Origin of the sequence: Streptomyces sp. NPDC046876 (assembly GCF_040645035.1) — a bacterium.
Taxonomy (GTDB): domain Bacteria; phylum Actinomycetota; class Actinomycetes; order Streptomycetales; family Streptomycetaceae; genus Streptomyces.
This window is the reverse complement of the sequence record NZ_JBEYXK010000009.1, coordinates 18,534-40,273: the sequence shown is the minus strand read 5'-3', so window position 1 is coordinate 40,273 and position 21,740 is coordinate 18,534. Positions and strand designations below refer to the sequence as shown.

Annotated in this window: 18 protein-coding genes and 1 riboswitch; of the genes, 8 read left to right on the top strand and 10 right to left on the bottom strand. The window is 74.6% G+C overall.

The window, feature by feature from the left end; genetic code table 11:
• From ABZ924_RS08175 to ABZ924_RS08155, 5 genes are read right to left on the bottom strand one after another with little or no spacing between them, the layout of a single operon-like run.
• Nucleotides 1-2,022 carry a phage tail sheath C-terminal domain-containing protein gene (locus ABZ924_RS08175; protein ID WP_361905788.1) on the bottom strand — a complete coding sequence of 674 codons (2,022 nt, stop codon included), beginning with the start codon at nucleotides 2,020-2,022 and terminating at the stop codon, nucleotides 1-3.
• A 32-nt stretch (nucleotides 2,023-2,054) separates the two neighbouring features.
• Entirely contained in the window at nucleotides 2,055-2,510 is a 456-nt protein-coding gene (locus tag ABZ924_RS08170; protein ID WP_361905786.1) for a phage tail protein, read from the bottom strand.
• 28 nt (nucleotides 2,511-2,538) lie between these two features.
• Nucleotides 2,539-4,422 carry a phage tail sheath subtilisin-like domain-containing protein gene (locus ABZ924_RS08165; RefSeq protein ID WP_361905784.1) on the bottom strand — a complete coding sequence of 628 codons (1,884 nt, stop codon included), beginning with the start codon at nucleotides 4,420-4,422 and terminating at the stop codon, nucleotides 2,539-2,541.
• Between the two features lie 34 nt (nucleotides 4,423-4,456).
• Nucleotides 4,457-5,320, bottom strand: a complete 864-nt coding sequence (locus tag ABZ924_RS08160; RefSeq protein ID WP_361905782.1) for a hypothetical protein — start codon at nucleotides 5,318-5,320, stop codon at nucleotides 4,457-4,459.
• A gap of 20 nt (nucleotides 5,321-5,340) precedes the next feature.
• Nucleotides 5,341-5,934, bottom strand: a complete 594-nt coding sequence (locus tag ABZ924_RS08155; protein ID WP_361905780.1) for a DUF4255 domain-containing protein — start codon at nucleotides 5,932-5,934, stop codon at nucleotides 5,341-5,343.
• Between the two features lie 135 nt (nucleotides 5,935-6,069).
• On the opposite strand from ABZ924_RS08155, the gene ABZ924_RS08150 reads away from it, so the two are divergent.
• Nucleotides 6,070-6,972: a hypothetical protein gene (locus ABZ924_RS08150; RefSeq protein ID WP_361905778.1), complete on the top strand. Its 903-nt coding sequence runs from the start codon at nucleotides 6,070-6,072 to the stop codon at nucleotides 6,970-6,972.
• A gap of 260 nt (nucleotides 6,973-7,232) precedes the next feature.
• Here ABZ924_RS08150 and recQ read toward each other — a convergent pair whose 3' ends face one another.
• A complete protein-coding gene (gene recQ / locus ABZ924_RS08145) occupies nucleotides 7,233-9,197 on the bottom strand; it encodes a DNA helicase RecQ (RefSeq protein ID WP_361905776.1) in 1,965 nt (654 codons plus the stop codon).
• A 290-nt stretch (nucleotides 9,198-9,487) separates the two neighbouring features.
• Here recQ and ABZ924_RS08140 point away from each other — a divergent pair, with 290 nt between their 5' ends.
• The 5 genes from ABZ924_RS08140 (at nucleotide 9,488) to ABZ924_RS08120 (ending at nucleotide 15,215) form a co-directional block, all read left to right on the top strand.
• Nucleotides 9,488-10,021, top strand: coding sequence for a GNAT family N-acetyltransferase (locus ABZ924_RS08140; protein WP_361905774.1), 534 nt, complete (start codon nucleotides 9,488-9,490; stop codon nucleotides 10,019-10,021).
• 220 nt (nucleotides 10,022-10,241) lie between these two features.
• Nucleotides 10,242-11,801: a Y4yA family PLP-dependent enzyme gene (locus tag ABZ924_RS08135; protein ID WP_361905772.1), complete on the top strand. Its 1,560-nt coding sequence runs from the start codon at nucleotides 10,242-10,244 to the stop codon at nucleotides 11,799-11,801.
• Nucleotides 11,802-11,804: 3 nt separating this feature from the next.
• On the top strand, nucleotides 11,805-13,124 hold the full coding sequence (locus ABZ924_RS08130) for a pyridoxal-phosphate dependent enzyme (protein ID WP_361905770.1): 1,320 nt from the start codon (nucleotides 11,805-11,807) through the stop codon (nucleotides 13,122-13,124).
• A complete protein-coding gene (locus ABZ924_RS08125) occupies nucleotides 13,117-14,373 on the top strand; it encodes an aminotransferase class V-fold PLP-dependent enzyme (RefSeq protein ID WP_361905768.1) in 1,257 nt (418 codons plus the stop codon). The genes ABZ924_RS08130 and ABZ924_RS08125 overlap by 8 nt, the downstream gene beginning before the upstream one ends.
• A gap of 8 nt (nucleotides 14,374-14,381) precedes the next feature.
• A complete protein-coding gene (locus ABZ924_RS08120) occupies nucleotides 14,382-15,215 on the top strand; it encodes a class I SAM-dependent methyltransferase (protein ID WP_361905766.1) in 834 nt (277 codons plus the stop codon).
• A 76-nt stretch (nucleotides 15,216-15,291) separates the two neighbouring features.
• Here ABZ924_RS08120 and ABZ924_RS08115 read toward each other — a convergent pair whose 3' ends face one another.
• Nucleotides 15,292-16,383, bottom strand: coding sequence for a molybdopterin-dependent oxidoreductase (locus ABZ924_RS08115; RefSeq protein WP_361905764.1), 1,092 nt, complete (start codon nucleotides 16,381-16,383; stop codon nucleotides 15,292-15,294).
• Between the two features lie 169 nt (nucleotides 16,384-16,552).
• A riboswitch (TPP riboswitch) is annotated at nucleotides 16,553-16,726 on the top strand.
• A gap of 190 nt (nucleotides 16,727-16,916) precedes the next feature.
• Here ABZ924_RS08115 and ABZ924_RS08110 point away from each other — a divergent pair.
• Nucleotides 16,917-17,954, top strand: a complete 1,038-nt coding sequence (locus ABZ924_RS08110) for a CorA family divalent cation transporter (RefSeq protein ID WP_361905762.1) — start codon at nucleotides 16,917-16,919, stop codon at nucleotides 17,952-17,954.
• Between the two features lie 78 nt (nucleotides 17,955-18,032).
• The gene (locus ABZ924_RS08105) at nucleotides 18,033-18,470 is read left to right on the top strand and encodes a hypothetical protein (RefSeq protein ID WP_361905760.1); all 438 of its coding nucleotides are present in this window, start codon (nucleotides 18,033-18,035) and stop codon (nucleotides 18,468-18,470) included.
• Nucleotides 18,471-18,603: 133 nt separating this feature from the next.
• On the opposite strand, the gene ABZ924_RS08100 is transcribed toward ABZ924_RS08105, so the two are convergent.
• The 3 genes from ABZ924_RS08100 to ABZ924_RS08090 form a co-directional block, all read right to left on the bottom strand.
• Nucleotides 18,604-19,119, bottom strand: coding sequence for an O-acetyl-ADP-ribose deacetylase (locus tag ABZ924_RS08100; protein WP_361905758.1), 516 nt, complete (start codon nucleotides 19,117-19,119; stop codon nucleotides 18,604-18,606).
• Nucleotides 19,119-20,537 carry an NAD(P)/FAD-dependent oxidoreductase gene (locus tag ABZ924_RS08095; protein WP_361905756.1) on the bottom strand — a complete coding sequence of 473 codons (1,419 nt, stop codon included), beginning with the start codon at nucleotides 20,535-20,537 and terminating at the stop codon, nucleotides 19,119-19,121. The genes ABZ924_RS08100 and ABZ924_RS08095 overlap by 1 nt, the downstream gene beginning before the upstream one ends.
• A 77-nt stretch (nucleotides 20,538-20,614) precedes the next feature.
• The gene (locus tag ABZ924_RS08090; protein WP_361905754.1) at nucleotides 20,615-21,439 is read right to left on the bottom strand and encodes an inositol monophosphatase; all 825 of its coding nucleotides are present in this window, start codon (nucleotides 21,437-21,439) and stop codon (nucleotides 20,615-20,617) included.
• Between the last annotated feature and the right edge of the window lie 301 nt (nucleotides 21,440-21,740).

The window sequence follows — 21,740 nt, the reverse complement described above, 5'->3', positions numbered from 1 at the left end:
TCACCTCACCTCAGTTCGACGGCGGTGACGCTGCCCGTCGGTTCCGTCGCCGTACTGCGTGATCCGCAGCACCAGGTACTCCAGCGGCTGCGCGGGCGCCACCCCGACCTCGGCGACGAGCCTCCCCAGCCCCTGTGAGCGGACCGGGTTGAGCTGCTCGTCGCAGCGTACGAAGAAAGCCTCGTCCTCGGTGTCCCCGGCGAAGGCCCCCGCCCGGTACAGGCCGCGCAGCAACTGCACGAGCGAGCTGCGCAGTTCGTCGCGCAGCTGCGGCGTGTGGGGTTCGAAGACCAGCGGCTGAGCCTGCCGGTGCAGGGTGAGCCGGAGCATCGTCATCAGCCGGCGCACGCTGAGCTGGCGCAGGTCGGGGTCGTGGGAGAGGGTGCGGGCGGCGGCGAGGCGGTAGCCGTCGCGCTCGGCGCGGAAGACGTTGATGCCGAGCAGGTGCAGCTCGTCGCAGTCGGCGTCGCCGAGCCGCTGCGCGGCGGTCACGGCGTCGGCGGCCAAGGCGTTGGCGGGGCCCCAGGGCAGGCCGAGGCGCCGTTCGCGTTCGGCGGTGATGCCGGCCGCGAAGCCGGACGGCGGGACGAGGACGGCGCGCCGGGCCGGGTCGGGGGCGTCGGGGGCATCGGGGTCGACCACGCCGAGCCACGGGTGGTAGGCGGCGGCGTGGCTGGAGTCGAGGGCGGCGCGCCAGCGGGCGACGGCGCGCACGGGCAGCCCGGGCGGTACGTCGAGGAGGGCGACGAACCGGCGCCGGTGCTCGGCCAGGGCCACGAGCCGCTGCTGGCGGCGCAGGATCTCGGGCAGTCGGTCGGCGGAGTCCAGGAGCAGGTCCCGGGGCCGGGCCGGGTGCAGGACGGTGGGCGCGGCGGGCGGCGGGCAGGGCGCGAAGCGGCCGGTGAGGGGCCGCGGCAGCGTCTCGGTGGTGGGCGCGCTGTCCCCGTACTGCCACAGCAGGTCGGGTACGGACAGCAGCGCGACCTCGGGGACGAGCGCCATCCGGTCCATGCCGACGGCGCCGTCGGGGGCGTCCGCACCATCCGTGTCGTCACAGCCGCCGGCGGGCAGCAGCTCGACCGGGAGGGGGCCGAGGAAGCTGTCGGCGCCGATGCCGGCGTAGCGGTCGGTGCCGGGGCGGACGGGACGCGAGAGGGCGGAGGTGAGGAAGAGGTCGGGCGGCAGGAGGACCTCGGGCCAGACCCCGTCGGGCGTGACGAGGAGCGACTCGGCGGCCAGGACCGCATCGGCTGCGCGGGGGTGCCCGCGGCACAGCCCGAGCCCGGCGAACCGCTCGCCGCGGGGGCTCGCGGTGTCGGCGTCGGAGACGGTGACCGTGGCGGTGACCACCTCGGCCTCCACGATCGGCGCCGGCCCCCCGGACCCGCTGCCCGCGCCGGTGTCGTCGTACGGCGGGCGGTCGAGCAGCGCGGTACGCACCCGCGCCCCGAACCCGGAGGACCCGCCCTCCCCCGCCCGCTCCGCCAGTTCGGCGATCCGGAAGAAACCCCCGGCGGGCGGCAGCCCCGCGCCCCTGATCCGCAGCACCGAGCCGGCCGGCGGGATCCGCCCCTCCGGCAGCGCCAGCTCCCGCCCGCGCACCGCGCCCTCGAACCGCCCGGCGGCGGTGAAGTCCCAGCGCACCGCGATCCGGCCGCCCCAGCCGCCCTCGTCCCGGGCCCGCAGCCCGACCTCGTACGGCACCGCGCCCCCGGCACCGGCGCGGGCCAGCGCGACCCGGTGCAGGGCGCAGGCCTGCTCGGCGGCGGGGTGCGGGGCGCGGGGCAGCGGCGCCACCCGCAGGACGTGCGCCCGTACCCCGCCCTGGGCGAAGAAGGCCCGTACCGCGTACGGCAGCAGCCCGGGCCCCTCGAACCCGCCGAAGTACCGCACGTAGTCCGACCAGCGGTCGACGGCCACCGGCTCGTCGACGGGCCCGCGCGGTGCCACACCGACGAACCCCGCGACGTCCAGCCGCACCGGCGCGAAGCCGGGCGCGGCCCGCCGGGCATCGCGATACACGCCCGGCGCCCCGAGCCGCAGTCCGGGCCCGCTCACAGGGACTGGAAGTCGATGCGCTCGGCGACGAGGTGGAGTTCCTCCATGGCGACCTCGCCGCCGCCCTTGCCGCTGAGGGTGGGGCCGACCCACTTCCTGGGCTGGGCGGCGTGCAGGACCCAGGCGCAGACGGCGGTGCGCCCCTCGTCGTGCAGGGTGACGGTGACGGTGCGGGTGTCCTGGGCGCCTTCCCGGACGGCCTTGATCCAGTTGAACAGGCGGAGGTCGCCGATGATCCCGCGTTTGAGGGTGACGTCGTTGGTGGTGTTGGTGTTGGCGATCTTGCGGACGTGGTTCTCGCGGTCGTTGCCGTTGCGGTACTCGGAGAACCTCACCTCGTTGGCGGCTCCGGTGAAGTCGGAGAAGCCGCCCGCGATCTGGTCCTCGCCGCCGGTGTCGCCGAGTTTGACCAGGAAGTTGAAGGCGCCGTAGGGGTTGTTGCGCGTGGCCATGGGGCGGTGTCTCCCGTTCTGGGCGGGGTCAGCTGCGCTGCGCGTCGGCCGTGAACTGGCCGATGCGGAACACGACGAACTCGGCGGGATAGGTGGGCGCGACGCCGATCAGGCAGATCAGCCGCCCGTTGTCCAGGTCGTTCTGGGTCATGGTGGTGCGGTCGCAGCGCACGAAGAAGGCCTCCTCCGGCTTGGTGCCCAGCAGGGCGCCGGTGCGCCAGGTGGCGAAGAGGAAGTCCTCGACGGTCTGCCGGATCGAGGCCCACAGCCGCTCGTTGTTCGGTTCGAAGACCGCCCACTGGGTGGACTTCTCGATGGAGTGCTCCAGGTAGATGAAGAGCCTGCGGACGTTGACGTACTTCCACTCCGGGTCGGAGCTCATCGTGCGGGCGCCCCACACGCGCCGGGCGCGGCCCTCGAAGAAGCGCAGGGCGTTGATGCCCTCCGGGTTGAGGACGGACTGCCGGTCGTAGGTGACGTTGGCCGTGAAGTCGTTGACGCCGAGGAGGACTTCGTTGGCGGGGGCCTTGTGCACGCCGCGCTCGGTGTCGCTGCGGGCGTAGACGCCGGCGACGTAGCCCGACGGCGGCACCTCGAGGACGGGCGGAGGGGCGCCGGGGTCGGGACGCCGGCCGGGGTCGGTGATCTTGACCCAGGGGTAGTAGAGAGCGGCGTACTTGGTGTCGAACTGGGCGCGGAACCTGCGCACTTCGGAGATCGAGCTGCCGGGGGGCGGGTCGACGATCGCGATCCGGTAGCGGAGTTTCTCGCAGTGGCCGATCAGGTGGTCCACCGCGGCCTTCTGCTGCTCGCGCGGGAGGGTGACGGTGTCCGGGGCGGCGACGATGGCGATGTCGTCGATCTCGGCGAGCGCGCCGAGCCCGAGGGCGGGATCGGTGAGGCTGTCCGGGTTGGCCTCCTTGCCGGCCAGGTCCTCCGGGGCCAACTGCCGCCCGTCGCCGCCTTCCTCGAGGTGGACGCCGGCCGGACCGGGCGCGAGCAACGCGGTCAGGAGGGCGCCCGGGGTGGCGGGGGTCCCGGCCGCGGGCGGTACGGTCTCCAGCCGGACGAGGGAGAACTCGTCGGTCGGGTCGGCGGCCTGGAGGACGTTGCCGACGGAGCGCGGGTGCAGGTCGTCGAGTTCGAGCTCGTTGTAGACGTCGACGCGGTCGTCGAGGCGTACGGTGACGGCGAGCGTGAGGTGGAAGGCCGCCTCGCCGGCCGGTACGGGAGCGAAGCCGCCCTGGTCGGTGCGGTAGCCGAGGACGCCGTCGGCGCGGCGGACCACGACGCGGACCTTGCCCGGCACCGGCGCGGTGCCGTCGCCGAGGACGGGCGGCTGCCCCTCGGAGTCCAGCGGGGCGGTCTCGACGGCCGCTCCCTCCTGGACCCCGGTGAGGCGCGGCTGGTTGTCGGCGCCCGTGACGACGATGTTCTTGCCGCGCCGGAAGGCCACCGCGACGCTGATCCGGGCCCCGGCGGAGCCGGGCCAGCGGGCCCACCAGCGCAGCAGCGGGCGGGCCCCGGCGGGCAGGGAGACGGAGGCGAAGTTGCGGGGGACGTCGATGGGGTCGCCGGTGCCGGTGCCTGTGCCGGTACGGGTGAAGGGGAAGACCCGGGAGACGTAGAGCCGGCGCCCGCCGTTGGCGAAGAAGGCGCGGGCCGCGAGGGCGAGTTGGCAGTCCGCGCCGCCGATCCGGAGCCCGCCGAAGGCCCGTTCGTACTCGGTGAAGCCGGTCACCAGGGTGGGGCCGGGCAGGACGGCGGGGCCGCCGTTGGGCAGGGTGTAGGGCACGGGTCCGTACTCGGTGCGCCCCGCCATGCCGAAGGTGCTGGTCGGCACGCCTTCGATGGACCGGGAGCGGAAGCTGGTCTCCTCGACGTAGACCCCGGGGGTCAGGTACTCGGGCATGTACGGGTCTCCTCGGACACACGGGTCGGGCGGGTCAGGCGGTGGTGTGGATCAGGTCGGGGGCGGGGACCACCTGGCCGACGGTGAGGGTGCGGACGGTGTCGGCGGCGCCGGTGCGGTATCCGGCGGGCCGGGCGGTCCCGCGCAGCACCGCGTTGTCGAGGTCCTGCGGGCGGGGCGGGGAGGTGCTGCGGTCGACGGGCTCGGTGGGGAGGCCCGGGAGCGCACCCGTGGCCGGCGGGGGCGGCTCCGGGTCCGCAGCGTGCGTCCGCAGGGCGATGTCGAGGCGGGAGGGCACCGGCGAGGGCAGGACGCCGACCGCGTCGATCAGCAGCAGCACCTGGCCGTGCTCGTCGCCGTGGGCCCAGCCGAGCGGAACGCCGCCGGGCCCGAAGGCGTCCACGCGCGGCCACCGCACGGGGCCGCTGCCGGCGGGCCCGGTGGCGTACGCGACGCGGAAGCGGAGGCCGGTCGTGCCCTGCGGCACCGGGTACGCGGGGCCGGGCAGCAGCCAGGGCAGCAGCAGCCGGGCGTCGGCGCGGACATGGGCGGCGGTGGGCGGCCGGGCATCGGCCCCGGCGAGCTCGGCCCGGGTCCACAGCGGCACCCGGAAGCGGCGCGGGACAAAGCGGCGGGCGGGGTCGTCGATGCGGACGGTGACGGTGGCGGGCGGGCCGCCGGTGTACGGGTACCGCAGGACGAACCCGTCGGCACCATGACCCTCGAAAGGGCGGACGAGGCCGCCGGGGGTGCGCTGCCGGCGGCCCGGGACGGGGCCGCTCTCCCAGCCGACGCGCAGCCCCGGCCCGGCCGGGGCCCGGGTGCGGGCGTCGAGCGGGCGCACGGCCAGGGCGAGGCGGTGCAGTACGTCCACGTCCACGTCCACGTCTACGTCCACCTGCCCGTCCCCGTCCCGGTTCACGGCACCCGCCCCACAGGTCCGGCGGCGACCGTGGTGACCGCGGCCGGGGCCGGCCCGGCCGGGCCGTCGATGCGGACGACGCGGGCGACGTACGGCAGGCAGAGCCGGTAGTCGGTGGTCATCGCCTGGAAGGCCTCGCTCATGGAGTCCATGGCCAGCTCGTCGGGGACGACCTGCACCGAATCGCCGGGCAGCCAGTCCCCGCTGGGGTGCAGCAGCGGCCCGGTGAGCAGGGCCTCGCTCTCCAGCACGCGGGCGACCAGGCCCAGCCATTCGAGCTCGGCCTCCACGAACTGGTCCCAGGCGGCAATCATCAGGTGCATGCGCAGCGGCAGCCGCGGCAGCCCGTCCCGGGCGGCCATTGCCGCGAGGGCGGGCCGGGTCTCGCGGTCGACGCTGAGGCGGTAGCAGTACACGGACACGGCCGGGTTGCGGATGACGGAGCCGGGGGCGTCGACCTTGTCGAAGTCCACCGGCCCGGCGAGCACGGCCTCGGGGCGGCGGCCCGTGGGGATCTCCTCGGCGAAACGCCGGTTGAGCAGCGCGACGACGCTGCGCCCGACGGCGGCGAGTGCCCGGTATCCAGCCATGCGGCGATGCTGCGGCCCACCGCGTCACGGGGCCGTTGCGGCGGGCCCGCGGGTGCGGCGGGGGTGGCGACGGCCCGGTGACACCGCCCGGCCCACACTCGGTGCGCCTGCCCGTATCGACCAGGAGAGCCGAAGATGAGCAGCACCCTCCACACCCAGTCGGCCGGCGGCGGCTGCGACGCCGGCGCCATCGACGAACTGGCGTGCATCGCCACGGGGATCCAGCGCCGGGCCGAGGTCACCCAGGAACACCTGCCGCAGCTACGGGAGTTCCAGGAGCGGTTCAACGGCGCCCGGACCGGCTACACCAAGGCCCGGCTGGCCGCGAAGACGGACCTGGACGAGGCCGGGACCACCCTCGGCAAGGTCCGCGAGCAGATCCGCTGCCGGGTCACGCACGAGCAGCGGCACTGCCTGGGGCAGGCGGTGGACCGGGTCTTCGAGGAGATCCGGCGGTGCGCGGGTAGTTGGGGCTGCTGCGTGGAGGACTGCGGCTGCGACTTCTCCGACACGGTCGGCCCGGACGACACGGTCGCCACGCTCTCCGCCCGCATCGCCCACTACACGACGGACACGCTGCGCGCGGCGGCGTGCTTCACGGCCCTGGTGAGCGAGTTGACGGCCCTGCCGGAGCGCGCGGCGAAGATCAAGGCGGACGCGGCGCAGCTGCTGGCGGACGTGTGCGATCCGGTGCTCGGGCAGGACGTCGTACGGCTCTACGCGCGCCTGCTGGCGCTGTTGCGGCGGATCCGGGAGGCGTGGCGGGGCTTCTCGACGGTGTCGGAGTTCGTGGACTGCCTGTGCAAGGCGCTGCTGTGCGTGCTGAAGGGCTGGCAGGCCATTGCGGTGCTGGAGGGGGCGCGGGCCGAGCTCGCCTGCAAGGAGGAGACCCGCCGCAAGGCGTGCGAGCGCAAGCAGAAGGAAACGGTGGAGGAGGTGATGGCGGAATACACCCGCCTGTGCCCGCCGTGCCCGGAGCAGGCCGGTCTGGCCGACGCCGAGTCCCCGGAGGAGGAGGCCGCCCCTGCAGAGGCCTAGCCCGGCCCAGCCCACTGCCGCTGGCACCGGGGTCGGGGAAAACCCGGCTCCGCCGGGCCCCTGGGGCTCAGCCCCAGACCCCGCGCCTCAATCGCCGGCGAGGCTGAATGTGCCGACCCCGGCTCCGAAAGCAGGCCCAGACCGGCTCTCTGAAGCCGCGGGCCGGCCACATCCGGCTCCGCCGGCATGTGAGGCGCGGGGGCTGGGGCGGAGCCCCAGGGGCCCGGCCGGGTCCGGGCCCTCGGGGTGGGCGGGGCCTGTTACTCCCAGTCGTCCCACGGGGGGTCGAGGTCCTCCGGGACGGGGGGCGGCTCCTCCTCGTGCGGGGGCGGGTCCGCCGGGGCGGCCGGGGCGGTCGCGGCGGCCGCGGCCCGGGTGTCGGCCAGGGCCTCCAGGATCCCCTCGCCGTACTTGGCCAGCTTCGCCTCGCCCACGCCGTTGACCGTGGACAGCTCCTCCACCGACCCCGGCAGCCGCGTCGCGATCTCCCGCAGCGTGGCGTCGTGGAACACGACGTACGCCGGCACCCCCTGCTCCCGGGCCGTCGCGGCCCGCCAGGCCCGCAGCGCCTCGAACACCGGCACGGCACCCGACGGCAGGTCCACCGGCACCCGGCCGGCCTTGCCGGAGCCGGACCGCGCCCCGGACTCCTTGCGCGGCTGGGCGGGCGCCTTCTCCTTGCGCAGCGGCACGCTCCGGCGGCCGCCGAGCACCTCCCCGCTGGCCTCGGTCAGCACCAGCGTCCCGTACTCGCCCTCGACCGCGAGCAGCCCGAGCGCCAGCAGCTGCCGTACGACCCCGCGCCACTCGGCGGTGCCCAGGTCGGCGCCGACCCCGAACACGGACAGCTGGTCGTGGTCGAACTGGATGACCTTGGCCGTCTTCTTGCCCTGCAGGATGTCGATGATCTGGCCGGCGCCGAACTTCTGGCGCCGCTCCCGCGCCAGCCGCCACACCGCGGACAGCAGTTTCTGCGCGGCGACCGTGCCGTCCCAGGACTCGGCCGGGGTCAGGCAGGTGTCGCAGTTTCCGCACGGCCCGGACTCCTGGCCGAAGTACGCCAGCAGCCGCACCCGCCGGCACTCGACGGTCTCGCACAGCGCGAGCATCGCGTCGAGGTGGGCGCTCTGGGATCGGCGGTGGGCCTCGTCGCCCTCGGAGCCCTCGATCAGCTTGCGCTGCTGCACCACGTCCTGGAGCCCGTACGCCAGCCAGGCGGTGGCCGGCTCGCCGTCACGGCCGGCGCGGCCGGTCTCCTGGTAGTAGCCCTCGACCGACTTCGGCAGGTCCAGGTGGGCCACGAACCGCACGTCCGGCTTGTCGATGCCCATGCCGAACGCGATCGTGGCGACGACCACGATCCCGTCCTCCCGCAGGAAGCGGGACTGGTTCGCGGCGCGCGCGGCGGCGTCCATGCCCGCGTGGTAGGCCACCGCGTCGATTCCCTGCTCCACCAGGAAGGCGGCGGTCTTCTCCACGGAGGCCCGCGAGAGGCAGTAGACGACGCCGGCGTCCCCCTCGTGCTCGGAGCGGATCAGCTCCAGCAGCTGCTTCTGCGGGTTGTTCTTGGCGGCGATCCGGTACTGGATGTTCGGCCGGTCGAAGCTGGCGACGAAGTGCCGGGCCTCGCCGAGCCCCAGTCGGGAGGAGATCTCGGCGTGCGTCGCCGGGGTGGCCGTCGCGGTCAGGGCGATCCGCGGGACCTTGGGCCAGCGCTCGTGCAGCATCGACAGGGCGAGGTAGTCGGGCCGGAAGTCGTGGCCCCACTGGGCGACGCAGTGCGCCTCGTCGATCGCGAACAGCGAGACCTCGCCTTGGTCGAGGAGGCGCTGCGTGCCCTCGGTGCGCAGCCGCTCGGGGGCCAGGTAGAGCAGGTCCAGCTCGCCGGCGAGGAAGAGCTGCTCGACGGTGCGCCGCTCGTCGAAGCCCTGCGTGGAATTCAGGAACCCGGCTCGCACGCCGAGCGCGGTGAGCGCGTCCACCTGGTCCTGCATGAGCGCGATCAGCGGCGAGACCACGACGCCGGTGCCGCCTCTGACCAGCGCGGGGATCTGGTAGCAGAGCGACTTGCCGCCGCCGGTCGGCATCAGCACCAGCGCATCGCCGCCGCCCGCGACGTGCTCGATGATCTGCTGCTGCTCACCGCGGAAGGAGTCGTACCCGAAGACGCGGTGCAGCACCTCCAGGGCATCGTGGGTGCGCGGGGACGCGTCCGAAAGGGTCATGCGGGAAGCCTACCGACCTCCTGCGACACCCCCGGCCGGCCTGTGGACACCCCGGGCTGCCCGCGCGGCCCGGCTTCGCCTTGCTTCCCGGCCCCCCTCGCTTCCCGGCGCCCTCGCCTCCCGGCCCCCTCGCTTCCCGGCGCCCTCGCCTCCCGGGCCGCTTTCCGGCCAAGGGCGCACGGGGGCGCCCGCAGCCTCCCCCGGCACGGCCGGCTCCTGAGACCCTGGGGGACATGCCGTCGTCCCCGCCGTCGTCCCCGCCTCCCGGGTGCCCGGATCTTCCGCAACCGGTGCAGCTCGTACAGCTGACGCGCCCGGACGGTGTGCCGCCCGGGCTCGGAGCACAGGTGGTCGACTGCTGGGCGGCCGTGGTCAACGCGGGCGGCGCGGTGATCGCACCCGGGCTGCCCATGCCGCCCGTGGGCCCGGCGGACGTGGCGCCGGTGGTGGAGCGGCTCGTACGCGGGCTGGACCCGGACCGGTCCCGGCTGCTCGTGGCCCGCTGCGCAGGGAGCCTCGCCGGTTGGCTGGTCCTGCACCACGATCCGCATCCGCTGATCGCCCACTGCGGCGTGGTCAACCACGTCCAGACCCACCCGCGCTTTCGCGGCCGCCGCATCGGCACGGCCCTCATGACGGGGGTGGCCGCGATCGCCCGGGACGAGATGGGCCTGGAGCGGCTCCAGCTCAGCGCCCGGTCCGGCTGCGGCCTGGAGGACTTCTACCGGCGGCTGGGCTGGGAGGAGGTCGGCCGGTGGCCGGGGGCGCTGCGGGTGGCTCCCGGCGACGACCGGGACGACGTCCTGATGAGCCTCACCCTCTGAACCCCCTTTCACCACCGTCGTGATCCGGCCATCCGCCCCCCGTGCTCCCGCGCACCCTTCAGCTGCCGCCCGAACGGAGCGATGATGGCCCGAGCCGGACGAATGATCGATCGCGCAGGGCGGGCACGGCAGGGCCGCAGCACCGCGGGACCACGGCACCGCGGGGCCGCGGGCCCCGGGTCCGCCGACGGCGCCGTCGGGGAGGGACGGAACGGCCGGGATGAGCGACGCCCCTTTGTACGACGTGTACGACGCCCCTCTGTACCTGGAGCCGCGGCTCACCACGGGCCCGGCGTCCCTGCTGCGCTCCGGGCCGTTCCTGCACGGCCTCGTGGACGCGCTCGGCTCGCCGCTGGGCGTCGTCCTGCCTGCGGAGACCGAGCACAACACGGCCGGCTTCGAGGCCGTCCTGCGCCGCCACCACCTCTCCGGGCGGATCTTCTTCGCGCACAAGGCCACCGGCTCCAGCGCCCTGGTCCGGCACCTGGCCGCCCACACCGGCGCCGGACTGGACGCCGCCTCGCTGCAGGAGCTGCAGCACGCCCTCGGGGCCGGGTTCACCCCCGACCGGATCATGGCGACGGGCCCGAAGGACCCCGCGTTCCTGTGGCTGGCCGCGCGCACCGGAGTGACCGTGAACGCCGACGGGCCGGGAGAGCTCGAACGGGCCGCGCGGCTGGTGCGCTCGTACGGGCTGCCCCGCCTGCGCGTCCTGCTGCGGCTGTCCGGATTCGAGACCGCGGGGCCGCGCACGCTCTCCCGGAGCAGCCGCTTCGGCACCGCGGTCAAGGCCCTCGGCCCGCTGCTCGACCTGCTCGACGCACTGCGCGACGCCGTGGAGCCGGTCGGGGTCGGCTACCACCTGGACACCACGAGCACCGACGAGAAGGCCACCGCCCTGGAGGGCTGCCTGCGCGCCGTGGAGGAGCTGAGGTTACGCGGCTTCACGCCCCGGGCCGTCGACGTCGGGGGCGGCTTCGGCGTGAGCTACCTGGCCCACGCCGCCCAGTGGGAGCGCTACACCACCGCCCTCACCGAGGCCGCGCTCGGCCGCCGCCCCCCGCTGACCTGGGGCGGCCACGGCTACGGGCTGCGCGTGGAGCACGGCACCCTCAGGGGCGCGCTCGCCCTGTACCCCGCGTACCGGCCGGCCGCCGGGCCCGCGTACCTCGACGAGCTGCTGTCCCGCCCGGCGCCCACGCTGGGCCGGACCCTGGGCACCCTGCTGCTGGAGAGCCTGTGCGACCTGTACGCAGAGCCCGGCCGGGCCCTGGTGGACCAGTGCGGGCTGACGCTCGGCCGGGTGCTGGAGGTGCGGACCGACGCCGAGGGCCCGCCGCGCGTGCGGCTCGCGCTGAACGCCGGCGACGTCGGCCTGGAGGACCACGGCGTGCTCGTCGACCCGGTCCTCGTCGGCCGCGACGGCACGCCCGCCGGCGCGTCCCAGGACACGTCCGCCGGGGCGTCCCCCGACGCGCCCACAGGCACCTCCGGCGGCGCGGGCGGCCGGGGCCCCGTCGGCGTGCACCTCATGGGCAGCCTCTGCCTGGAGGCCGACCTGATCACCCGCCGGACCGTTTTCCTGCCCCGCCTGCCGCGGGCCGGCGACCTGCTGGCCTTCCCCAACACGGCCGGGTACTGCATGGACTTCACCGCCACCAGGGCCCAGCGGCAGCCGCCGGCCCGCAAGGTCGCCGTCAGGGCGGCGGGAGAGGAGGGCGGAGCCTGGCGCTGGTGCCTGGACGAGGAGTACTGGCCGGTCACCGAAACGGGGGGATGACAGTTGCGGTACGACAGCATCACCGAGGCCATCGGCAACACCCCGCTGGTGCGCATCGATCCGGATGTGCACGGCCTGCGCAACATCGACCTGTACGCCAAGCTGGAGATGCTCAACCCCTTCGGCTCGCTCAAGGACCGCGCTGCCTGGAACATGGTCCGCGGCCGGCTGGCCGGGGCCGCGGCCCGCGGCGAGACCGTGGTCGAGCTGTCCAGCGGCAACACGGCCAAGGCCCTGGCGCTGCTCGCGGGCCTGTACGGGCTGCCGTTCAAGAGCGTCACCAACCGGATGCGGGTCCCCGAGATCAAGGACCTGCTGCTCCTGCTCGGCGCGCAGATCGAGGAGCTGCCCGGGCAGAGCGAGTGCCTCGACCCGACCGACACCTCCGATCCGCTGACCGTCTTCCACCGGGAGCTGACCCGGCCGGGCAGCGCCCACCTGCACACCGACCAGTACTTCAACCCGCTCAACGCCGACGCGCACGCGCAGGGCACCGGCCCCGAGATCATCGCCGACCTGGACGGCCGCGCCCCGGACTTCTTCATCGCCTGCGTGGGCACCGCCGGCTCCTCCACCGGGGTCGCCCGCGCCCTGCGCGCCCACGACCCCGCGGTGCGGGTCGTCGGCCTGGTCGGCGCCAAGTCGGACTTCATCCCCGGGATCCGCACCGCCGACGAGGTGCAGGAGGTGGGCCTGTTCGACCCGGCGGTGTACGACGCCCTGGAGACGGTGGACTCCGACGAGGCGCTCGACGGGATGCTGGTGCTGCTGCGCCGCTGCGCCCTGCTGTCGGGGCCGACCGGCGGGGCCGCGTACCACGGCGCGGTGCGCCACCTGCGGGCCCTCGACACCGGGCTGACGGAGCGCCGGACCGCGGTGTTCCTGGTGTGCGACCGGACCGAGAGCTACATGGGGTACGTGCGCCGGCGCCGGCCCGAGCTGCTGGGCCGCCCGCCCGTGCGCAACGCGGTCGAGCACGTCACCGCCGCCGAGCTGGCGGCCGTACGGTCCATGGAGCCGGCCGATGCGCGCCCCTGGGTCGAGAGCGGGAAGCCGCTGGTGGTGGACCTGCGCGGCCCGTTCGCGTACGGGGCCCTGCACATCGACGGCTCCGTCAACATCGTGGACGAGCTGTTCGCGGAACTGGTGCGGGGCGGGATGCCGTTCAGCGCGAGCCGGCCGGTGCTGCTGGCCTGCCCGGTCGGGGAGAAGTCCCTGCGGTACGCGGCGCTGCTCACCCGGATGGGCCATCCGGACGTACGGAGCCTCGCGGGCGGCATCATCGCCTGGCGGGACGCCGGCGCCCCGCTGGTGCGTGACTGACGTGGCCGCCGCGACGCCCGATCCGCGCAGGGAGCTGGCCGCGCTCGCCGGCTGGCAGCGGCCGCTGCGTGCGCAGTTCCCCATCCTCGCGGGGGCGAACGGCCATGGGGACGGCCGCGGGGACGGCTCCGGGCCGCCGGCGGCCTACCTGGACAGTGCGGCCACCGCGCAGAAGCCGCAGCCGGTCCTGGACGCGGTGGCCTCGTACCTGACCACCTCCAACGCCAACGCCGGGCGCGGCTCCTACCCCTGGGCCAACCACACGACGGCGCGCGTGGAGGCCGCCCGGGAGCGGGTCAAGGCCTTCCTGGGCGACCCGGCCCCGCGGCGCTCGTCGGTGCACTTCACCGGCGGCACCTCCGAGGGGCTGCGGACCGTCGCCCGGGACTGGCTGCCGGGGCTGCTCGCGGACGGCGACGAGATCGTGGTCCCGTTCGGCGACCACCGCGCCAATCTCGACCCCTGGCTGGAGGCCCGGGACGTGCTGGCCCGGCAGGGCGTGCGGATCGCCGTACGGGCACTGCCCTGCCAGGAGGGGTCCGGGGACTACGATCCGGCGGCACTGGCGGCGCTGGCCGGCCCGCGCCTGCGGTTCGTGGCCGCCACGCACGTCCACCACGTGTACGGGGCCGACATGAACGTCCACCGGATCCGGGAGGCGGTCGGCCCGGATCCGGTGATCTGCCTGGACGCGGCGCAGAGCGTCGGCCACCAGCCGGTGTCCCTGGCCGGGCTGGACGTGGACTTCCTGGTCTTCTCCGGGCACAAGGCGCTCGCCCTGCCGGGAACGGGCGCGGTCTGGGCCCGGGGCGAGCGCGGCCCGTCCTTCGTGCCCGGCGGCTGGCAGGGCACCCCGAACACGGCCGGCATCGTGAGCCTGGCGGCGGCCCTGGACTGGCTGGACGCCGCCGGCACCGAGCGGATCGGGCGCTGGACGGCGGCGCTGGCGTCGGTGCTGACGGACGGGCTGAGCCGGATGCCGGCGTACGAGGTGCTGGGCTGCCGAACCAGCCTGGCGGCGGACACCGCCGTGCAGCGCCGGGGCAGCATCGTCACGTTCCGGCACCGCGGGATCGGCTCGCAGGATCTGGGGTTCATCCTGTTCAGCCACGGGTTCATGGTGCGCTGCGACGACCACTGCCAGGCGGGGCCGGGGCCGGAGGGCGGCTCGGTCCGCGTCAGCCTGCACGTCTACAACACACTCGAAGAGATGGAGAAGTTGCTCACCGCCCTCGCCACACTGCAATGATTTTCACTATGAGCGGCAGCGAGAGCACGGCGAGCCGGGTGAGCAGCGTGAGCACCGCGACGGCTGCGCACTGGGTGGAGCGCTGGGAGTGCCAGCAGCAGCGGTACGCCGTGGACCGGGCGGAGCGGTTCACCGTCATCGCGGACGTCGTCGAGCACACCACGGGGGCACCGGCGCGGGCCCGTACGGGCGTCCGCACCGGCGCGCGGGGCGGCCCCGGGCGGCTCGTCCTCGACCTCGGCAGCGGCCCGGGCGCGCTGGCGGCGCTGCTGGCCGACCGGCTGCCCGACGCCGAGGTGCTCGCGGTGGACGCGGACCCGCTGCTGCTGGAGCTGGGCCGGGCCCACTACGGCAGTGCCCGGCTGCGCCACGTACAGGCCCTGATCGGGGCGCCCGGCTGGCTGGACGGGCTGGGTCTGGACCGGCCGCTGGACGCGGCGGTCTCCACCACCGCCCTGCACTACCTGAGCGAGGACGCCCTGCGCCGGGTCTACCGGGACCTGGCCGAACGGCTGTGCCCGGGCGGCGTGCTCGTCAACGGCGACCACATCGCCCCCGACTCCGCCGGGATCCGCGCCCTCGCGGCCGACATCGGCCGCCGCCACTGCGAGCGGAACCTGGCGTTCACGCACGAGGACTGGGCGTCGTGGTGGTCGGGGGCGGCCGAGGACCCGGAACTGGCCGCGCTCCTGCCCCGCGCGGACTCCCCCGGCCACCCGCCGTGCTCCTCCGCCGATCTCCCGGTCGCCGCCCACACGGCCCTGCTCCACGAGGCGGGCTTCACCCACGTCGGCACGGTCTGGCAGCACGGCACGAGCCGGGTCCTGGCGGCCCTGCGCTGAGCCGGGCGGGCCGGGGGTCGGGCCACTCGGGCCGGGGGTCGGGCCAGACGGGCCGGGCGGGGTCAGGCCGGGCCGGTCATTCCACGACGACCTCCACCGAGGCCACCGGATTGCACCCGTACCCGTGGGCGTTCCACGGCGCACGGGGCGGCTGGGTGTGCCCGGCCTCGTCGGTGGCGCGGGCCAGCAGCCGGTACCGCCCGGGCCGCAGGGGCGCCGTCCACGGATGGGTCCACTCCTGCCAGCCGTACGGCCCGAGCGCCGGCTCGAGCCGGGCCTCCTCCCACGAGGGGGCACCGCCGGCGCCCTCGCCCTCGACCCGTACCTCGACGCGGTGGACCGCCACGCCGCCGCCCGACCAGGCCCACCCCCGTACGAGGGTCTCCGCGCCGCACCGCAGCACCGAGCCGGGCGCCGGCGCGGTGACGAGGGACTTGACCCGGACCGTGGTCACGGGCCCGTCGGGGGTGCCGCGGGAGGCGGTGTAGAGGTACTCCTCCGTCTGGAAGGGGCCGGTGAAGGGCTCCGTGACGGCCCGGGCCCCGACGAGCCACTTCACGTCGGCGACCGCGTACCGGCCGGGGACCACGAGGCGGACGGGCGCCCCGTGCTCGGGCGCCAGCGGCTCCCCGTTCATGTGCGTGGCGAGGAGGGTGTCCGGGTGCAGGGCCGCGGCGAGCGGGAGGCTGCGCTCGAAGGCGGTGCGGCGGCCGTGCACCGTACCCGAGTCGGCCCCGCAGAAGACGACCTCCACGGCGGCCGCGTCGATCCGGGCCCGGTCGGCGACGGAGCGGAACGGCACCCCGGCGAAGTGCGCGCACCCGACCGCGCCCTGGCCCCAGGGCAGGCCCGTGGGGCGGGGCCGCATCAGGCTGCGGCCGTTGCCCGCGCATTCCAGGACGACGTCGAGCTCCCGGTACGGCATCGCGCACAGCTCCGCGTAGCCCAGGTCGAGGGGCGCGGCCACGGCTCCGCCGATCCGCATGCGCCAGCGGCCGGGATCCGCGTCCGGGATGCCGAAGTGGTCGCGTACGAAGAAGGCCTCCACGGGAGTGACGGGCTCGGCCAGCGCCGCCCAGGGCGTCTGGGCGTTGTACGGGTCGGCGGTGACCGGCTCGGGCGCCCAGGCGGTGGCGCCGGACCCGCGCGTGAGGGGCGCTGCGGCCACGACGGACACCTCCCGTCGAATCCTGTCGGACCGGCCGACAGGGCGTGCAGTGGAGGGGAGTGCTGCTGCCAGTCTAGGTCCCGGGAACCCCGGAGAAGACAAAAGCAAACAAACAGAACTTTTCCTCTATTCCTCCCGGGGATGTGGGACTACTCTGTTGGTAGGCCTACGAGGCGAGCGAGGGAGTTCGACCGGAGTAGCCGATTTCGGCGGAAGGTGTTCACGTCCGCTGGGACCGACGTCGACGGTCGGGCTGAGAGGCCTGAAGGTCGGGAAGACCCGAAGGCGACCTCCATCACCTGATCCGGACCATGCCGGCGCAGGGAGCCCGCTTCGTAGGTCGTTTTCGTGCCCCCGGCCCCCCGCCCTCCGGGCCGGCCGCGAGCGCCGCGGCGCAGCCCGCGGGTGCACCTCACGGCCCCCTCCCCGCGGCGCCCGCGCCCATCACCCACCATGGCTGTATGCCATCCGTACGGCACATCTGCATCCGTACGGCATCTGGAGCCCGTGGGCCGGACGCGAGGAGGAACACCATGATCGTGGACTGCGCGCACTACCGCGACGGGCGCCGCCAGCAGGAGGGCCCGATGTCGCTGGACCGGGCGGCCGCATGCTGCGAGCAGGGCGGATTCGTCTGGCTGGGCCTCTTCGAACCCCGCTCGGAGGAGATGGACAGGGTCCGCGAGAGCTTCGGCCTGCACGAACTCGCCGTCGAGGACGCCCGGACCTTCCACCTGCGGCCGAAGGCCGAGCAGTACGAGGACGGGACCGAGCTGATCATCCTGCGCACCGCGCGCTACGACGACGAGCGCGAGGAGATCGACACCGGCGAGATCAGCGTCTTCCTCTCCGAACACTTCGTGATCACCGTGCGCCAGGGCATCGCCAGCGAGCTGCACGGGGCCCGCAGCCGGCTCGAACGGCGTCCCGAACTGCTGCGCACCGGCAGCGCCTCGACCCTGTGGGCCATCCTCGACCAGGTCGTCGACAGCTATGCGCCGGTCGTCGCAGAACTCGACCGCGACATCGAGCAGATCGAGGCCACGGTGTTCTCCGGCGCGGTCGCCCCGACCGAGCGCATCTACTTCCTGCGGCGCGAGGCCACCGACTTCTACCGCGCCGTGCACCCGCTGCTCGCGGTGCTCTCCCGCCTGCTCAAGCCGGGCAGGTCGCCGGCCGAGCTGCTGCCGTACTTCCACAACGTGCACGACCACCTGCTGCTGGTGAACGAGGAGGTGGCCGCCCAGCGCGACCTGCTGGCCACCGTCCTCGAAGCGAACATCGCGGTGATCTCCGTCGAACAGAACAAGATCAACCTGCGGCAGAGCGCCACGATGGAGCAGCTCACGATCCTCGCGACCGTCTTCCTGCCGCTGTCCTTCGTGGTCGGCTTCTTCGGCCAGAACTTCTCCTGGCTGGTCGGGCGGATCAGCGGCTTCCCCGCCTTCCTCACCCTCACCGTCCTCGGACTGCTCGTGCCCTGCCTGGCCCTCTACGTCTGGCTCCGCCGCCGGCGCCGCCCCACACCCCTCCCGAGCCTCCCACCCCACCTCCGCGACGAACACCGGTAGCCTTCGGGGGCAACCTGTACGGCTTCCGACTGAGCCGGCACACCAGTTCCTTTCAGAACGTGAGTCTGGACAGTACTGATGGAAACCGCCCCCTCTCCCGCCGTGCTCCCCGACGCCGTGAGGGTGCGGCGCCTCTCGCCCGGCACGGTGTGCGCAGCACTGCTCGTCCCGGTCCTGGCTGTACTCGGCGTCGTCACTTCCCGGTACGTCCAGGTCATCCACCAGGACTGGGTCGACGAGCAGCAGCGGGCATGCCGACTCATGGCCCGCCCGCCGGGCGAGTACGTCACTGCTTGGGCGGGTCCGGCCCTCGGTGTGGCGGCAGTACTCCTCTGCGTACTGCTCGCCCGACGGATCCGTCGGCGCCACGGCCTCCGGATCCGGGAGACCCGGCCGGGGCTCGCCGCCTACGTCGTCGTGTGGTTCAACGTGCCGGCGATCCTTCTGGAACTGTTCACGCTGTGGGCCGCGTTCACCCCCGACGGGTCCGGGTCGGTCCTGGGTGACTGCGGGTAAGCGACACGGCGAACCGCTCGGCGGACACCGGCACCGGCACCGCGGCCGCGGGCTCCGGCGAGCGTCGGGCACGTGCACGCAGGCGGCCCGCTCGCGGCTGCCCGCATCGCAACGGGGAATCCCCCGCCGTCGGCTACGGGGAGGGGAGCCGGGCGGCGAACGTGCTGTAGGCCGCGTCGTCGAAGAGGACGAATCTGACCTCCTCGACGGCGGTTTTCGCCGTGCGGACCGTTTCGATCGCGATGCGGGCGCCGTCGTCCATCGGCCAGCCGTAGATGCCGGTCGAGATGGCGGGGAAGGCGACCGTGCGGGCGCCCAGTTCGTCGGCCACGCGGAGGGATTCGCGATAGCAGGAGGCCAGCAGGGCGCTGCGGTCCTCCTCGCGGGACCAGACCGGGCCGACGGTGTGGATCACCCAGCGGGCCGGGAGGCGGCCCGCGGTCGTGGCGACGGCCTGTCCGGTCGGGAGGCCCTTGCCGTAGTGGGAGGCGCGCAGGGCGCGGCAGGCCTCCAGGATCTCGGGGCCGCCGCGCCGGTGGATGGCGCCGTCCACTCCCCCGCCGCCCAGCAGGGAGGAGTTCGCGGCGTTGACCACCGCGTCCGCGTGTTCGGCGGTGATGTCGCCCTGGACGAGGGTGATGCGGACCATCAGGACTCCTTTCGCAGGTGCCGCCAGACCGCCTTGGCCGCATTGTGGCCCGACATGCCGTGGACGCCGGGGCCGGGCGGGGTGGCGGAGGAGCAGAGGAAGACGGCCGGGTGGGGCGTGGTGTACGGGGACAGGGAGAGCTTCGGGCGCAGCAGGAGCTGCAGGCCGGTGGCGGCACCGCAGGCGATGTCCCCGCCGATGTAGTTGGGGTTGCGGGCGGCGAGCTGCGGCGGGCCGGCGGTGGCGCGGGCCAGGACGAGGTCGCGGAAGCCGGGGGCGAAGCGCTCCAGTTGGCGTTCGACGGCGTCGGTGAGGTCGCCCTCCCAGCCGGCGGGCACGTGCCCGTACGCCCAGAAGACGTGCTTGCCCTCGGGCGCGCGGCCCGGGTCGACCAGACTGGGCTGGGCGGTGATCAGGAAGGGGTTGCGGGGGGCGCGCCCGCCGGTGGCGAGCTGCAGGGCGGCGTCGATGTCGCGGGCGCGCGGACCGATCTGCACGGTGCCGGCGCGGCGCGGTTCCTCGGCGGTCCACGGCACCGGGCCCGACAGGGCGTAGTCGATCTTGAAGGCGGCGGCGCCGTAGCGGTAGCCGTCGTACGTGCGCCCCAGGCGGGCGATGCGGGCCAGCGCGGTCGGCGAGGTGTCGAAGACGTACGCGCGGGCCGGCGGGAGGTCGTCGAGCCGCTTGACCTCGAAGCCGGTGTGGACGGTGCCGCCGAGGTCGGCGAGGTAGGCGGCGAGGGCGTCGGAGAGCGACTGCGAGCCGCCGCGCGCCATCGGCCAGCCGACGGCGTGCGCGGCCAGGGCGAAGACGAGGGCGACGGCTCCGGTGCCGATGCCGTCCAGCGGGGCGATGACGTGGGCGGCGAGCCCGGAGAGCAGGGCCTTGGCCCGCTCGTCGTGGAAGCGCCGCAGCAGCCAGCCGGCCGGCGGCAGTCCGACGAGCCCGAAGCGGGCGAGGGTGACCGGGTCGCGGGGCAGGGCGGTCGAGGGCAGGGCCATGAAGTCCCGAACCAGGCTGTCCCACTTCGGGGTGAACGGCTCGACCAGTCGCCGGTAGGCGCCCGCGTCGCGCGGACCGAGCGAGGCCGCCGTCTCGGCGACGGAGCGGGACAGCACGGCGGCCGTCCCGTCGTCGAAGGGGTGGGCCATCGGCAGCGGGGCGTGCAGCCACTCCAGCCCGTACCGCTTCAGCGGCATCGCGGAGAACGCCGGCGAGCCGATGCCGAGCGGGTGCACCGCGGAGCAGGGGTCGTGGTGGAAGCCGGGGAGGGTGAGCTCCTCGGTGCGGGCTCCGCCGCCGACCGCCCCCGCGGCCTCGAAGACGGCCACCGAGCAGCCGCGCCGGGCCAGTTCGACGGCGGCCGTCAGCCCGTTGGGCCCCGCCCCCACCACGACCGCATCGAGAATCGACGGCACCTTGAGACCCCTTCGTCCGGCGGCGGCTTCGCCCCCAGGATATTCCGGCCGGCCATCCGGCCCTTTCCTACGGCTGGTTACGCCTCGCGCAGCAGGTCGCGGATGCGCAGCGCGGTGGCTTCGTCGCGGCCCACCGCGAACGGCAGCTCGTTGTCCCGGTCGATGCGGAACGGGACCCCGGCGACGGTGGTCTGCGCGCCGCCGGCCTCGTCGACCAGCAGCAGGCCGGCCGCGTGGTCCCAGGCGGAGGGCCAGGTGAAGGCGAGGCCGTCGACCGCGCCGCGGGCCACCTTCAGGTACTCCAGGCCGGCCGAGCCGCACGGGCGGGGCGAGACGCCCGGCACGTCCAGGCGGGAGAGGACCTTCTTGTCCTTGTCGGTGGTGTACAGCGGGTGGGCCACGGCGACCCGCAGCTCGGCGCCCGGCTGCGGGGAGCCGCAGGCCAGGCGCTCCCCGCCCAGGTACGCGCCCTGCCCGCGCACGGCGGTGGCCAGCTCGTCCAGGGCGGGGGCGAAGGTCCAGGAGGCGAGGACCTCCCCGCGGTGGGCGAGGGCGACCAGGGTGCAGAAGGCGGGGTCGCCGGCGACGAACTGGCGGGTGCCGTCGACGGGGTCCACGATCCACACCGGGGCGTCGGCGCGCAGCGCCCCGTACACGGTGGGGTCGGCGTGCACGGCCTCCTCGCCGACGACGGCGGAGCCGGGCAGGAGCCGGGTCAGGGAGGCCGTGAGGTGCTCCTCTGCCTTGCGGTCGGCGACGGTGACCAGATCGTGCGGGCCGCTCTTCTCGACCACCTCGTGCTCGGCGAGCTGCCGGAATCTCGGCATGATCTCCGCAGCCGCGGCCTTGCGGACGGCTTCTTCGACGGCGGACAGGTCGCGGGCGAGGAACTGTTCGATCATGCCCCCATCACACCACGTCGCGCCGACAATCCCCACCGGGAAAGGGGGCCGGCCGGCGGACACCGGGTGGCCGGGAGGTGACGCGGCCCGCCGAGCCGGTCGTCGGTCCTGCAGTGTCGTGATGACGCGGGTGCCGCGACGCCGAAGGCGACACCGGCGGCTTGCGCTCGGTGTCGCCTTCATGCGGAGTCATCGCCCGGCTGCTACCACTGGCCGGGGAGGGGCATGTCGCCCGGGTTGCCGAAGCGGGTGCTGTAGATCACCGCGGCCGAGTCCTTCGCGGCACCGAAGAAGTCCGACT

Coding starts and splice junctions, on each gene's coding strand:
- ABZ924_RS08100 (WP_361905758.1), bottom strand. CDS start 19,119: ATGGTCCGCATCACCCTCGTCCAGGGCGACATCACCGCCGAACACGCG.
- ABZ924_RS08135 (WP_361905772.1), top strand. CDS start 10,242: ATGAGCGACGCCCCTTTGTACGACGTGTACGACGCCCCTCTGTACCTG.
- ABZ924_RS08105 (WP_361905760.1), top strand. CDS start 18,033: ATGGAAACCGCCCCCTCTCCCGCCGTGCTCCCCGACGCCGTGAGGGTG.
- ABZ924_RS08165 (WP_361905784.1), bottom strand. CDS start 4,422: ATGCCCGAGTACCTGACCCCCGGGGTCTACGTCGAGGAGACCAGCTTC.
- ABZ924_RS08170 (WP_361905786.1), bottom strand. CDS start 2,510: ATGGCCACGCGCAACAACCCCTACGGCGCCTTCAACTTCCTGGTCAAA.
- ABZ924_RS08090 (WP_361905754.1), bottom strand. CDS start 21,439: ATGATCGAACAGTTCCTCGCCCGCGACCTGTCCGCCGTCGAAGAAGCC.
- ABZ924_RS08155 (WP_361905780.1), bottom strand. CDS start 5,934: ATGGCTGGATACCGGGCACTCGCCGCCGTCGGGCGCAGCGTCGTCGCG.
- recQ (WP_361905776.1), bottom strand. CDS start 9,197: ATGACCCTTTCGGACGCGTCCCCGCGCACCCACGATGCCCTGGAGGTG.
- ABZ924_RS08110 (WP_361905762.1), top strand. CDS start 16,917: ATGATCGTGGACTGCGCGCACTACCGCGACGGGCGCCGCCAGCAGGAG.
- ABZ924_RS08120 (WP_361905766.1), top strand. CDS start 14,382: ATGAGCGGCAGCGAGAGCACGGCGAGCCGGGTGAGCAGCGTGAGCACC.
- ABZ924_RS08150 (WP_361905778.1), top strand. CDS start 6,070: ATGAGCAGCACCCTCCACACCCAGTCGGCCGGCGGCGGCTGCGACGCC.